Below are 13,084 nucleotides of genomic sequence, written 5' to 3'. Positions count from 1 at the left end.
CGCTTGGCGTCTTCCTCGGCTTTCTTCTTCGCGTCGTCTTCGGCTTTCTTCTTGGCTATATCAGCCAATTGTTTCTCTTCGGCGGTTTTCTTCGCGTCATCCGCTTTTTTGGCTTCGGCTTTCTTGGCGTCGTCCGCAGCTTTTTTAGCGTCATCGGCTTTTTTGGCGTCGTCAGCTTTCTTCGCTTCCTCGGCCTTTTGTTCTTCGGCTTTTTGAGCGGCATCGGCTTTCTTTTGTTCCGCCGCCTTCACTGCCTCTTGCTCAACTTTTTTCTGCTCCATCTGCTCGACTTCGGTTTGTCGCGCAGCGGATTTCTTCGCCTCACCGGCAAGCTTCTGGTTGGTCTGGGTGGTCGCCTGACTTTTTGATTTCAACTGATAGAGCGTGGCCTGAACGATGGGCCTGGCTTCAGGAAGCTCAGGCGTCATTGCGAAGCTGACGAACAACAAACCAAAAATCAGGACGTGCAGTCCCACCGCCCAGACGGACGGCCAGAAGTAGCTTTCCGAGGCGGACGGCTCTCGAATCGGCTGCATCAGGGGGCCTCGGTAATCAAACCAACGTTCCCGACCCCGGCCTTCTGCAACCCGCCCATCGTGCCCATGACGGCGCCGTAGTCGACCGTCTTGTCACCACGGATGAACACTTGAGTCTGCTTGCCGGCGTCACGACCGGCGGCAATGATCTTGGTCACTGCGCTGGTCAGTTGCGGCAAGGTCATCGCCTTGTCCATTTGCTTGTCGGTGTCGACTTCGCTGCCAAGGTTCCAGTAGTAGGTCTTGTCAGCCTTGATCGAGATCGTCAGGACCTGATTGTTGTTGTCCTGCGGCAAAGCCTCGCTGGAGACCTTGGGCAGATCAACTTTCACGCCCTGGTTGATCATCGGAGCCGTCACCATGAAGATGACCAGCAGCACCAGCATCACGTCGATGTACGGCACCACGTTCATTTCGGCGACCGGCTTGCGCTTGTTGCGTCGGCCGCGAGCGATTAAAGCCATTGGGAAATACCTGCTTATTCTTCGCTGGTGTGCACTTTACGGTGCAGGATCGCCTGGAACTCGTCGGCGAATGTGTAGTAGCGACCGATCAGGTTCTCGCCACGAGCGGCGAAACGGTTGTAAGCGATGACCGCAGGGATCGCTGCGAACAGGCCGATGGCGGTAGCGATCAGTGCTTCGGCGATACCCGGTGCAACGGTGGCCAGAGTGGCTTGCTGCGCAGTGGCCAGGCCGCGGAAGGAGTTCATGATCCCCCAGACGGTACCGAACAGACCGATGTACGGACTGGTCGAACCCACGGTTGCCAGGAATGGCAGGCTCTGCTCGAGTTTTTCTTCTTCACGGGAGATCGCGACGCGCATGGCACGTGCAACACCTTCCATGACCGCGTCCGGATCAACGCCTGCCTGCTGACGCAGACGGGAGAATTCCTTGAAGCCCGCGCGGAAGATCTGCTCTACGCCGGAATCCGGGTCCGGGTTGCTGCCGGCCTGACGGTAGAGCTTGGACAGATCGATGCCTGACCAGAAGCGCTCTTCGAAACTGTCCAGAGCCTTGCGCCCGGCGCGCAGCATGGCGCTGCGCTGAAAAATCATGATCCACGAGGTGACCGAGGCGGCCACCAGGATCAGCATCACTAACTGCACAACCACGCTGGCATTGCTGACCAAACTCCACATGGAGGAATGGTCGACGACGTTAGCTTCCACGCTGTATCTCCTGCTCTGAATGTGTACCCGCGCCGCCATGCCCGGCAAAGGCCGTGCGCAGAGCTTCGGGAATGGCCCGGGGTTTCAAACTGTCGGCGCGCACACACGCCACCAAAAACTGCCCTTCGCAGAGCAGCACATCATCCGCAGCCCGCCTGACCTGTTGCTGAAAACGCAGGCTGGCGCGGTTCAATTCGATTACTTCGGCGCTGATCAGCAGCTCGTCGTCCAGCCGCGCGGGCTTGTGGTACCGAGCCTCGCTTGAATGCACGACGAACAACAGGTTCTCGATACCCGCCATTGCGGATTGGGCAAAGCCCAGTTCCCGCAGTCGCTCGGTTCGAGCCCGCTCCATGAATTTCAGGTAATTGACGTAGTAAACGATGCCGCCGGCATCGGTGTCCTCGTAATAAACGCGACAACGATGTGCGAACGACTGAGCCCCGTTTTGCGCGCGCATACTCTAGTGCTTACTCCTCAGGTTGCCAATCCGGCCAGGCAACTGTTTTTCATCGTTTTTACTGCCCGCAACGCGTCACTTTGCGGTGACTGCCCGTCAGACCATCAAACACCCGAATAAATCGGTTGATCGTGCATTTATTCGTCAGGGTCTTCGACCGGTTCATCCATCACCGCCCGGTCGCCCATCCGCGAGGGGATGTTCAGACCGAAGTGCAGATACGCATGCCGCGTGACCATGCGGCCGCGAGGTGTGCGCATCATATAGCCTTGCTGAATCAAATAGGGCTCCAGCACGTCCTCAATTGTGTGTCGTTCTTCGCTGATGGCGGCCGCGAGGTTATCCACCCCGACCGGCCCGCCATCGAACTTCTCGATCATCGTCAGCAGCAAGCGTCGATCCTGATGATCGAAACCGCGTTCGTCGACGTCCAGCAGGTTCAGCGCAAGGTCTGCAATCGCCTTGGTGATCTCGCCCTTGGCGCGCACCTCGGCGAAATCCCGCACCCGACGCAGCAGCCGGTTGGCGATCCGTGGCGTTCCCCGTGCACGACGGGCAATCTCGAATGCGCCTTCTTCCTCGATGTACAGACCGAGAATTTTCGCCGAGCGCGACACGATCGTGGCCAGATCCGCAGTGCTGTAGAACTCAAGACGCTGCACGATACCGAATCGGTCACGCAGCGGATTGGTCAGCATGCCCGCGCGGGTTGTCGCACCCACCAGCGTGAACGGCGGCAGATCGAGCTTGATGGAGCGCGCCGCAGGGCCTTCACCGATCATGATGTCCAGCTGGAAATCTTCCATCGCCGGGTACAGCACTTCCTCGACGATGGGGGACAGACGGTGGATTTCGTCGATGAACAGCACGTCGTGGGGCTCAAGATTGGTGAGAATCGCCGCAAGATCCCCCGGCCGTTCGAGCACAGGGCCCGAGGTGCTCTTGATCGAAACGCCCATTTCCTGCGCGATGATATGCGCCAGTGTGGTTTTACCCAGGCCCGGCGGACCAAAGATCAGCGTGTGGTCAAGCGCTTCACTGCGGCCGCGCGCCGCCTGAATGAACAGCTCCATCTGCTCACGCACGGTGGGCTGACCAATGTAGTCGGCCAGGCTCAGCGGCCGGATCGCACGGTCCAGTTGCTCGTCACGGTCACGCCCGGTGGCGGCGATCAGACGGTCGGCATCTATCACTTACAGCATCCCCTTCAGTGCGCGGCGAATGAGGTCTTCGCTGCTGAGATTCTTGTCCTTGATCGCGGTCACTGCCTTGCTCGCTTCCTGGGGCTTGTAGCCCAGGGAAATCAACGCGCTGACGGCATCCGACTCCGCCGTCGCCACGGCCATCGGCGCGCCCGGCCCGTCCGATACCAGCGCGAAGGTGCCCGGCAACGAATCCCACGCCTTGAAGCGATCCTTCAACTCGACCAGCAACCGCTCGGCGGTCTTCTTGCCAACGCCCGGGACTCGGGTCAGCGCGGAGGTATCCTGCGCCTGGACACAGCGCACCAACTCGTCCACTTCCAGCGTCGACATCAGGGCCAGGGCCAGTTTCGGCCCGACACCGTTCAGACGAATCAGCTCGCGGAACATCTCGCGATCACGCTTCTCGTAGAACCCGAACAGCAGGTGCGCGTCCTCACGAACCACCAGATGAATATGCAGTGTCACGGTTTCGCCCAGATGAGGCAGGCGATACAGCGTGGTCATGGGCACTTCGACTTCGTAACCCACGCCGTTGACATCCAGTACCAGATGCGGCGGCTGCTTCTCGACCAACGTACCGCGTAGACGTCCAATCACGAATCAAATCCTTTCCAGAGGCCCGTTGCTGCGACGGGCCGTGCTAACGCAAATAATGCCATCAGAGCCGCAGACGACCGCCACGACTGCGCGCGGTATTGAGGCCGTGAGGGATGAGGCTGGATCGGGTATGCGCGTGACACATGGCAATTGCCAGTGCATCCGACGCATCCACCTGGGGTTTGGTGGTCAGCTTGAGCAGATGCATGACCATCATCATCACCTGATCCTTGTTGGCGCCTCCCGTCCCTGCGACGGCCTGCTTGACCTGGGTCGCGGTGTACTCGGCGATTTCCAGGCCTTCTTCGGCGCCTGCAACGATCGCTGCACCCCGGGCCTGACCCAGCTTCAAGGCCGAGTCGGGGTTGCGCGCCATAAACACCTTTTCGATGCCCATGGTCACGGGACCGTACGTCTGAATGACCTCGCGTACGCCGCGGTATACAATCTGCAGCCGCTCATGGAGCAAGCCTGTGCCCGTGCGAATGCAGCCCGAGGCCACGTACTCGCAGCCGCGCCCGGTATCACGCACCACGCCAAACCCGGTAATTCGTGAACCGGGGTCGATACCTAAAATAAGAGTCATAACGCCTGCAGCTTGAGAGGTAACGCGAACAATTGGACGCAGCATAAAGGCAGAAGCCGGAGGCCGATAGCGTTGATCATCAACGCTTCGTGCGCTCCGGCCTCAAGTTCCGAACGGGCGAAGGATCAGCCGAGCTGCTCCAGCACCTCGTCCGGGATTTCGGCGTTGGAATAGACGTTCTGCACGTCATCCAGGTCTTCCAGCATATCGATCAGCTTGAGGACCTTTTCCGCCATGTCCAGATCGAGCACCGCACTGGTGGTCGGCTGCATCACAATCTCCGCATCGGCAGGCGTGAAACCAGCGGCTTCCAGGGCGTTGCGCACGGCATAGAAACTGGAGAACGACGTGAATACGTCAATGGAGCCGTCTTCGTGGGTGACCACGTCGTCAGCGTCCGCTTCCATGGCAGCTTCCATCAGCGCGTCTTCGTCAACGCCCGGTGCGAAGGATATCTGCCCCTTGCGCTCGAACAGATAGGACACCGAACCGTCAGTCCCCAGGTTTCCACCGCATTTGCTGAACGCATGGCGCACGGCCGCAGCGGTCCGGTTGCGGTTGTCGGTCATGGTTTCGACCATCACCGCAACGCCACCCGGGCCGTAGCCTTCATAACCCAGTTCAACCATGTCATCGGCATCGGCAGCCCCGGCACCGCGAGCGATGGCGCGGTCGATGATGTCGCGACTCATGTTCGCGCCAAGGGCCTTGTCCTGGGCCAGACGCAGACGCGGGTTCGACGCCGGATCACCTCCGCCCTGACGGGCAGCGACGGTCAGTTCGCGGATCCACTTGGTGAAGATCTTGCCTTTCTTGGCATCCTGACGCTCTTTGCGGTGCTTGATGTTCGCCCACTTGGAATGACCAGCCATAACACGCTCCAAACCTTGAAACACGCACGCCCGCGCTTGATCGCTCAAACGCAGACGCTTCACTCGAATCTGTGCCCGGTATGGGCGGGGATCAGGGCGGACCGAATCGTCAGTCCGCCGAGCCCCATGTTCTACAAGGCCTACACGGCTTACTCAGCCTTCGGCGTCTCGCGCAGGCGGATGTGCAGCTCGCGCAGTGCCTTGGCATCAACCACGCCCGGAGCCTGGGTCATCACGTCCGCAGCGCTCTGGGTTTTCGGGAAGGCAATGACTTCACGAATGGACTGAGCACCGGTCATCAGCATGACCAGACGATCCAGACCGAACGCCAGGCCACCGTGGGGCGGCGCGCCGTACTTCAGTGCGTCGAGCAGGAAGCCGAACTTCTCTTGCTGTTCGTCTTCGGAAATACCCAACAGACGGAACACGGCCTGCTGCATTTCCTTGCGGTGGATACGGATCGAACCGCCACCCAGCTCAGTGCCGTTCAGCACCATGTCGTACGCGCGGGACAGCGCGGTCGCAGGGTTGGCCTCCAGCTCTTCAGGCGAGCATTTCGGCGCGGTGAACGGGTGGTGCAGCGCAGAGAAGCTGCCGTCGTCGTTTTCTTCGAACATCGGGAAGTCGACGACCCACATCGGCGCCCACTCGCAGGTGAGCAGGTTCAGGTCGTGGCCCAGCTTGATGCGCAGGGCGCCCAATGCTTCGCTGACAATTTTGAATTTGTCGGCGCCGAAGAACACGATGTCGCCGTCCACTGCACCCACGCGATCAAGGATCACGTTGAGGTTGGCTTCAGGGATGTTCTTGACGATCGGCGACTGCAGGCCTTCGACGCCCTTGGCGCGCTCGTTGACCTTGATGTAGGCCAGACCTTTGGCGCCGTAGATACCGACGAACTTGGTGTAGTCGTCGATCTTGCTGCGCGGCATGCTCGCGCCGCCGGGAACGCGCAGCGCCGTGACACGGCACTTCGGATCGTTCGCCGGACCGCTGAACACTTTGAAATCCACTGCCTGAAGCTGATCGGCAACGTCAACCAGCTCAAGCGGGTTACGCAGGTCTGGCTTGTCGGAACCGTAGCGACGCATGGCTTCTTCAAAGGTCATGTGCGGGAAGTCAGCGAACTCCACATCCAGCACTTCCTTGAAGAGCTTGCGGACCATGGTCTCGGTGATGCCCATGATGTCGGCTTCGTTGAGGAAGCTGGTCTCGATGTCGATCTGAGTGAATTCAGGCTGACGATCGGCACGCAGGTCTTCGTCACGGAAGCACTTGGCGATCTGATAATAGCGGTCGAAACCGGCAACCATCAGCAGCTGTTTGAACAACTGAGGCGATTGCGGCAGGGCGAAAAAGCTGCCTGGGTGGGTACGGCTTGGTACCAGGTAATCACGGGCGCCTTCCGGCGTGGCGCGGGTGAGGATCGGCGTCTCGACATCGAGGAAGCCGTTGCCGTCCAGGAAGCCACGGATGCTGGAAGTGATGCGCGAGCGAAGGCGCAGCTTTTCAGCCATCTCCGGACGACGCAGGTCGATGAAGCGATAACGCAGGCGGGTTTCTTCACCGACGTCGGAGTACTCGTTGAGCGGGAACGGCGGGGTTTCCGACTCGTTGAGCACTTCCAGCTCATAGCCCAGCACTTCGATCGCGCCCGACGCCATGTTCGGGTTGACGGCGCCGGCAGGACGCGCACGCACTTTACCGGTCAGCTTGACCACGTATTCGCTGCGAACGCGGTCGGCGATGGCGAAGGTGTCAGCACGATCCGGATCGAAAACCACCTGGGCCAGGCCTTCACGATCGCGAATATCGAGGAAAATCACCCCCCCGTGGTCGCGACGGCGATGGACCCATCCGCAAAGGGTAATTTCCTGACCTTCCAGGCTCTCGTTCAGTTGGCCGCAATAATGGCTGCGCATCATGATCGTGTGTTCACTTCTCGTAATTCGGAATTCGATGGAGCTTTCGCCCGTCGCCGGTGCAAGGGTGCGCAAGCTTTGGCATGCAGTCCAACCTGACGGTCAATCCTGCCTCCCACAGTAAGGCGGGAGATTATATAGGGATAATCATCGCTGTGCAGCCGCCCAGCCCGATACCGGGCAAGAAGATGTCGGCACACGGCGTGGATGCCGCAGTGCCGCCAGGGAATGCAGGCCCGCCGCAACGGGCCCGCTGAAATCAGGTCAGGTCGGGGACGGCGTCAGCCGCAGGCCCTCGGCACTCAAGACGTGCGCCACGCACACGACGCGGATCAGCCCGCTGAAATTCTTGACGCCGCCGTAACGCAGGTGGACCTCGCGATCGACGTAGGACAGCACGGCGTTGATGGAGCAATCGTTGAATCGTGCCATTTCGGACAGAATATTCCAGTACACCTCCTCAAGTCGCAGGCATGTGGCCAGCCCATTGAGCCTCACCGACCTGGAGTGCGGCTGGGCCAGGCTCATGTTGAAATTTTCGATAAACGGGTCGCCCCGGGCGTTCAGACACTGGGTCGGCTCCCATCCCTCTCGGGCAATATTCAGGTTCATGCAGGTCCCCCTCGTTGCGATTACGGATATGGCATCGGCACCTTCGCAATCAGTTGAAAAGAGGTGTCTATCAAGCCGTATTCCAAAGGGCGCAACCAGCAGAAGGAGCACTCTGAACCTGTAGGAGATCACCACGCTGCAGGGGTGATTTTCGAGAGTGAGCAAACGACTCAGACCCGATCCTAATCGGGGTGTTAAATATGTATTTTTCGCTGGTTTATTTCTTCCCGCTCACCCGATTGCGGACGTCAGCGTGACTCGGAAAAAGAGGGCGAACGCGTTTCACAGGTGAGCGTTGTGAGCTAAAGGATTTCACACAGAGGGTGGATCAGGAGGGGATTGTCGCGCGCGGCGAGTGAAAGCAGTGGGGAGCGGGCACCCGTTACGTTGCCCGCACCTGTATTGCGTTGATCAGCTGTGGATGACTGAGCTTCTGATTATTGGGTTTCCAGCATCGAGCGCAGCATCCAGGCCGTTTTCTCATGCACTTGCATGCGCTGGGTCAGCAAGTCCGCCGTTGGCTCGTCGCTTACTTTGTCCAGCAACGGGAAAATGCCACGGGCCGTACGGGTGACTGCTTCCTGCCCCTGAACCAGCGAACGAATCATGTCCTCGGCAGCGGGTACGCCCTCTTCTTCCTTGATCGACGACAAGCGTGCATAGGTCGAATAGGTGCCCGGCGCCGGGAAGCCCAGTGCGCGGATACGTTCGGCGATTTGATCCACCGCCAGCGCCAGTTCGTTGTATTGCTCTTCAAACATCAGGTGCAGGGTACGAAAAGCCGGGCCAGTCACGTTCCAGTGAAAGTTATGGGTTTTCAGATACAACACGTAGGTGTCTGCCAGCAGGCGGGAAAGACCGTCCACGATGGACTTGCGATCTTCTTCGCTGATGCCGATATCGATTGCCATGTTCAGCCCTCTTCAATGATGGTTTTTTTCAAACGACTGCCGACCACTCTACCAAGACCATGGACCCTGCGCAGCCATCTGTCGGGATTAGTTCAGTCACGGGGCCGCAGTCAGGCCCGCTTCCTTTAATAGCAACGATCAGCGTAACGGTTTGTTTATCCCGGCCGCTCTGGAACGAGCCTCTTACCAGAATCGAAAAAAACCGACATACCGCCACTATCACCCGCGAACACATGCGCTAAGCACTTGATTTGAGTAGCTCTCGGCTTTGCTGTTAAATACAGACGCGCTGCCGCCAAAGTGCCGTCCGGCGGCAGTGCGTAGGCGGGACCGACACTCGTGCATCACGCCTCCCTTTTCTCCCGAAGCGTACCGAAGGTCACCCGCTATTTCCTTGTGATCCATCTTAATGTGAGTCATCGAAATGTTGAAAATAGTCCACCTGCTAACGGGCGCAGCTGCCCTGCTGCTGTCTTTCATCCCTAGCCTGCGTAGTGAAGCGCTGTCTTCTTACCTGTCCCAACCGGATGCGCTGTACCTGGCGCTCTTCGGCCTCATCAACCTGGTGCTTGCGCCGGTGATTCCTTACTGGAACAAAGGTCCACGTCATCAACTGCAAAACCTGGTCAGCGGCTTGCTCGTGCTGGCTGTCGTGCTTCAAATCCTCACGCTGGTCGTTCCGCTGGAAACCATTGCCGGCCAGCCAGCCGTCCTGGTCAGCCTGCTCGCCGTCGTTATTGCCGTGGCGTTGCACCTGGCGGTCAGCTTCTACCGTTCCTCTCCTGCGCCTGCCGCACAGTCCCAGGATCTGGGCAACCGCGATACAGGCACGGTGAAGTGGTTCAACACCTCCAAAGGCTTCGGATTCATTTCCCGTGATTCGGGCGACGATATCTTCGTGCACTTTCGCGCCATTCGCGGAGAAGGCCACCGCGTTCTGGTCGAAGGCCAGCGCGTCGAGTTTTCGGTGATGAACCGCGACAAAGGCCTGCAAGCGGAAGACGTCATCGCTGCGCTTCCGCGCCGCTAACGTTGCCGCATAAAAAACCGCGCTCACAAGCGCGGTTTTTTTTGGCTGAAATTCCTGCCCTCAGCTCTTTCTCCCTTAATAGTGAGGGGGACGCGAGTCTTCAGCGAACCCGTCGCCCTGCCCGCCCATTTCCTCCTGACGCTTGATCAGGGCAGCGATCTGTAATTCCAGACGATCAAGGCTGCGCTGCTGGGCGACCAATACGTCGTTGAGGGCCTGAATCGTATCGTCCTGAAAGGCCAGTCGACTTTCCAGCTCCATGACACGGGATTCGAGATCCATGGTCAGTCCTCCTTAAAGGTGAATGCTTCGGTCAATCCGGACTTCAGTTGCGAGGTGATCCGGGCAACCTCATCCGGTGAATAAGGCTTGGCGGGATGCTTTCCCCACACCGGCGCAGGCCAGGCCGCGTCGCCGACCCGGCGAACAATGACATGCATATGCAGCTGATTGACCACATTACCCAGCGCAGCCACGTTCATCTTGTCGGCCTGAAACGTACGATCAAGTACGGCCGAGAGGTAGGTGGTTTCTTTCCACAACTGCGCCTGCTCCGCTTCGGACAGTTGGAACACTTCACTGATGTCCGGACGCTTCGGCACCAGAATGAACCATGGGTAATTGGAATCATTGGACAGCAGCAGCGTGCACAGCGGGAAGTCGCCGATCGGTAGTGTGTCTTGCAGCAAGCGCGGATCTAGAACAAACACGTAAATACTCCTGATCGCGGATTAGATGGGCTGAGCCGATTGACTGGCCCGATAAACAAGTCCTGGGTAGCGGGAAGGATACTCGCGAATTCCGCACGATTCATCCGGCACCGCGGTTCTGGGCATTTTGCGGATCTGCTGTTGATCGGCAAGCACTGCACGTCCGCTTCGCACCAGAAACGCGCGAAAAATACCGCCACGCACTTCCTTGAAGCAGGGAGCCGCCCGCTCAGGCCGGGCAGAACCAGGCACCGGATTATGACTCCGCTCAGATAACACGGGCCTCACGCACGATATTCCTAGGGGCCGCTGCGGTCATGATGCCCGGCATGGCGCCGAAACCGAATCGGAAGAACCAAACGCAGGCACTTTGCGGCATGACGCACCAAAACGACCCAGCTGGGGCCCGAATATGTGACAGCTATCCGCGATTTACCCACCGCTTGGGGGTAACAGGTAACGTTAGTGACATTTCATCGCGCTAGTCTCAAGAAAATTCGGGTTGCAAAGTAAGCCATCGAAAATATTTTTATCGTTTTGATTCAGTAGCTTGGAGTCGACATCGAATGTTTTTACAACGCTTCCGACATTTTTTTCATATTCGTCGAAATTTTGTGCACGGTTGTTGCTTTGTCACACACAAGCTTGAAGACGAGCGTGTCGAGAGACAGGCCGGGACCGAAGGGATGCAACGGCGTTTGACAAGGTAGCTGGAGCGTCTGGATTCGATGAGGGTGTGAATGAATCCAGCGCTCAAAGTAACCCGGTAGTTGCACGGTTTAACGAATCAGGAGCTGTTCAGTAGCGACATGGACAGTGCTGGCGGCGACGAGGCCGTAAAGAAATTGAAAGGGTAGGTTCGTAACTATCGCCATTAATGTCAGCGTGCTGTAAATTTCGCCGACACCAAAAAGAAAGAAGCCGGCCAGATAAAAAAACAGGTGGACGGCAGTACTCTTCTTAAAAACCAAAGGAGCAAAGTCACGATGAGAGTGATGAAGTGGAGCGCAATCGCACTGGCCGTTACTGCAGCCAGCACCCAATTGGCATCGGCTGCGGCATTCGTAAGCGATCAGTCCGAAGCAACTGGTTTTGTAGAGGGGAGCAAGCTGGATGTTAAGGCTCGTAACTACTACTTCAACCGTCATATCCTGCACAACGAATCCAAAAAAGACCAACGCGATTGGACCCAAGGCTTCTGGGGTAACTTCACCTCTGGTTACACTCAAGGCCTGATTGGCGTGGGGATCGACGCCTTCGGTTATGCTGGATTCAAACTCAGCGGTGATGATAAGCACTCCGGCTCTGGCAACCTAACAACTGACACTACACCCAATTCCGACGGGTTCTTCGACAACCATGACAGCTTTGGTAAGGCGGGTGCAGCTGTAAAATTCCGCGTCTCCAAAACCGAATTGAAAATCGGTGACATGCAGCCTCAGAACCCTGTTTTCGCGGTCGGTGGCTCGCGACTGTTGCCACAGACTGCGAGTGGTTTGAGCTTGCAGAGCAGCGAGATCAAAGGTCTCGATGTTGAAGCCGGTCACTTCTATTCCGGTACTAGCCAGAACGATACCAGCCATGACGGTAGTATCTTCGCCACCTACGCAGGCGTCGAAGCTAAAACTGCTGATTTCGGCGGCGGTAAATACTCCATCACCGACAATCTGGGCGTTGGTTTCTACTACGCCAAATTGGAAGACGTGTGGAACCAGTACTACGGCAACATCAACTACGCCCTGCCGTTGACTGACGACCAAGCCCTGGCTTTCGACTTCAACATCTACAACACAAAAGATACCGGCAGCGCCAAAGCAGGCTCCATCAGCAACACCGCATGGTCGGGTTCGGCGGCCTACTCTTTCCTGGCAGCACATACGTTGACACTCGCGTTCCAGAAAGTTAACGGCGATACGCCGTTCGACTATATCGGTATCGGTGACAACAACAAAGGCGGCGACTCGATCTTCCTTGCGAACTCGATTCAATACTCCGACTTTAACGCCCCAGGCGAGAGATCGTGGCAAGGTCGTTACGACCTGAACATGGCACCCTACGGTGTTGCGGGTTTGAGCTTCATGGCCCGTTACGTCAGCGGTACCAACATTGATGGTACTCATACGCCTTCGAACAGCGCTTACACTGGTTTTTACGGTGCTGACGGCAGCCACCACGAGACCAACGTCGAGGCCAAGTATGTCGTTCAGGCTGGCCCTGCGAAAGACCTGTCGTTCCGTATCCGTCAAGCCTGGCACCGCGCCAATGCCGACGAAGGCGAAGGCGATATCAACGAGTTCCGTCTGATCGTCGACTACCCGATTTCGGTCCTGTAATCGCACTGTCTGACACTCGTTAAAGAAAAGCCCGGCCCTTGCGCCGGGCTTTTTCATGGGCGCACGGTTGACAATCCCTCCCCTCGCGGCGCCCGCCCGGCCTGTACTCAGCGATACCACCACCGTACAATGCCGG

At 58.0% G+C, this 13,084-nt stretch carries 15 protein-coding genes and 1 pseudogene; 3 read left to right on the top strand and 13 right to left on the bottom strand.

All coding sequences use genetic code 11. The features are described 5' to 3' along the window. From tolA to QMX88_RS11305, 11 genes are all read right to left on the bottom strand, one after another. On the bottom strand, positions 1–536 hold a 536-nt coding region (gene tolA / locus QMX88_RS11355), incomplete at its 3' end, for a cell envelope integrity protein TolA (protein ID WP_282369214.1). After that, the gene (gene tolR, locus QMX88_RS11350; RefSeq protein WP_037014073.1) at positions 536–1,000 is read right to left on the bottom strand and encodes a protein TolR; all 465 of its coding nucleotides are present in this window, start codon (positions 998–1,000) and stop codon (positions 536–538) included. The genes tolA and tolR, both read right to left, overlap by 1 nt. A 14-nt stretch (positions 1,001–1,014) precedes the next feature. Further along, positions 1,015–1,710: a protein TolQ gene (gene tolQ, locus QMX88_RS11345; RefSeq protein ID WP_122537415.1), complete on the bottom strand. Its 696-nt coding sequence runs from the start codon at positions 1,708–1,710 to the stop codon at positions 1,015–1,017. Beyond that, positions 1,700–2,170, bottom strand: coding sequence for a tol-pal system-associated acyl-CoA thioesterase (gene ybgC, locus QMX88_RS11340; RefSeq protein WP_282369211.1), 471 nt, complete (start codon positions 2,168–2,170; stop codon positions 1,700–1,702). The genes tolQ and ybgC overlap by 11 nt, the downstream gene beginning before the upstream one ends. Positions 2,171–2,307: 137 nt before the next feature. Continuing rightward, positions 2,308–3,363: a Holliday junction branch migration DNA helicase RuvB gene (ruvB, locus tag QMX88_RS11335; RefSeq protein ID WP_282369209.1), complete on the bottom strand. Its 1,056-nt coding sequence runs from the start codon at positions 3,361–3,363 to the stop codon at positions 2,308–2,310. Continuing rightward, complete coding sequence (ruvA, locus tag QMX88_RS11330; RefSeq protein ID WP_065989737.1) at positions 3,364–3,972, bottom strand: Holliday junction branch migration protein RuvA; 609 nt, start codon at positions 3,970–3,972, stop codon at positions 3,364–3,366. A 61-nt stretch (positions 3,973–4,033) separates the two neighbouring features. Further along, positions 4,034–4,558 carry a crossover junction endodeoxyribonuclease RuvC gene (gene ruvC, locus QMX88_RS11325; RefSeq protein WP_065989739.1) on the bottom strand — a complete coding sequence of 175 codons (525 nt, stop codon included), beginning with the start codon at positions 4,556–4,558 and terminating at the stop codon, positions 4,034–4,036. 125 nt (positions 4,559–4,683) lie between these two features. Beyond that, a complete protein-coding gene (locus QMX88_RS11320; protein WP_282369205.1) occupies positions 4,684–5,430 on the bottom strand; it encodes a YebC/PmpR family DNA-binding transcriptional regulator in 747 nt (248 codons plus the stop codon). Positions 5,431–5,579: 149 nt separating this feature from the next. Then, positions 5,580–7,355 carry an aspartate--tRNA ligase gene (gene aspS, locus QMX88_RS11315; protein WP_282369203.1) on the bottom strand — a complete coding sequence of 592 codons (1,776 nt, stop codon included), beginning with the start codon at positions 7,353–7,355 and terminating at the stop codon, positions 5,580–5,582. 261 nt (positions 7,356–7,616) lie between these two features. Continuing rightward, on the bottom strand, positions 7,617–7,964 hold the full coding sequence (locus QMX88_RS11310) for a ribbon-helix-helix domain-containing protein (protein ID WP_192170857.1): 348 nt from the start codon (positions 7,962–7,964) through the stop codon (positions 7,617–7,619). Positions 7,965–8,401: 437 nt separating this feature from the next. Beyond that, a complete protein-coding gene (locus tag QMX88_RS11305) occupies positions 8,402–8,875 on the bottom strand; it encodes a Dps family protein (RefSeq protein WP_037014103.1) in 474 nt (157 codons plus the stop codon). Positions 8,876–9,299: 424 nt separating this feature from the next. Here QMX88_RS11305 and QMX88_RS29645 point away from each other — a divergent pair. Beyond that, positions 9,300–9,575 (top strand): annotated as a pseudogene (locus QMX88_RS29645) (cold shock domain-containing protein membrane protein); the annotation flags it as partial. A gap of 108 nt (positions 9,576–9,683) precedes the next feature. After that, positions 9,684–9,905 carry a cold shock domain-containing protein gene (locus tag QMX88_RS29640; protein WP_004667445.1) on the top strand — a complete coding sequence of 74 codons (222 nt, stop codon included), beginning with the start codon at positions 9,684–9,686 and terminating at the stop codon, positions 9,903–9,905. A 75-nt stretch (positions 9,906–9,980) separates the two neighbouring features. Here the strand turns inward: QMX88_RS29640 and QMX88_RS11295 are convergent, their stop codons facing one another. Then, a complete protein-coding gene (locus QMX88_RS11295) occupies positions 9,981–10,187 on the bottom strand; it encodes a SlyX family protein (protein ID WP_133772807.1) in 207 nt (68 codons plus the stop codon). Between the two features lie 2 nt (positions 10,188–10,189). Beyond that, complete coding sequence (locus QMX88_RS11290) at positions 10,190–10,615, bottom strand: HIT family protein (protein ID WP_282369188.1); 426 nt, start codon at positions 10,613–10,615, stop codon at positions 10,190–10,192. Between the two features lie 986 nt (positions 10,616–11,601). Here QMX88_RS11290 and QMX88_RS11285 point away from each other — a divergent pair. Further along, positions 11,602–12,948, top strand: a complete 1,347-nt coding sequence (locus QMX88_RS11285) for an OprD family porin (RefSeq protein ID WP_282369186.1) — start codon at positions 11,602–11,604, stop codon at positions 12,946–12,948. The last annotated feature ends 136 nt before the right edge of the window (positions 12,949–13,084 follow it).

It is taken from the genome of Pseudomonas sp. PS02290, from assembly GCF_029960075.1.
GTDB lineage: Bacteria > Pseudomonadota > Gammaproteobacteria > Pseudomonadales > Pseudomonadaceae > Aquipseudomonas.
Note: the sequence above shows the minus strand (reverse complement) of the source record. Positions and strands in the feature narration are given on the sequence as shown.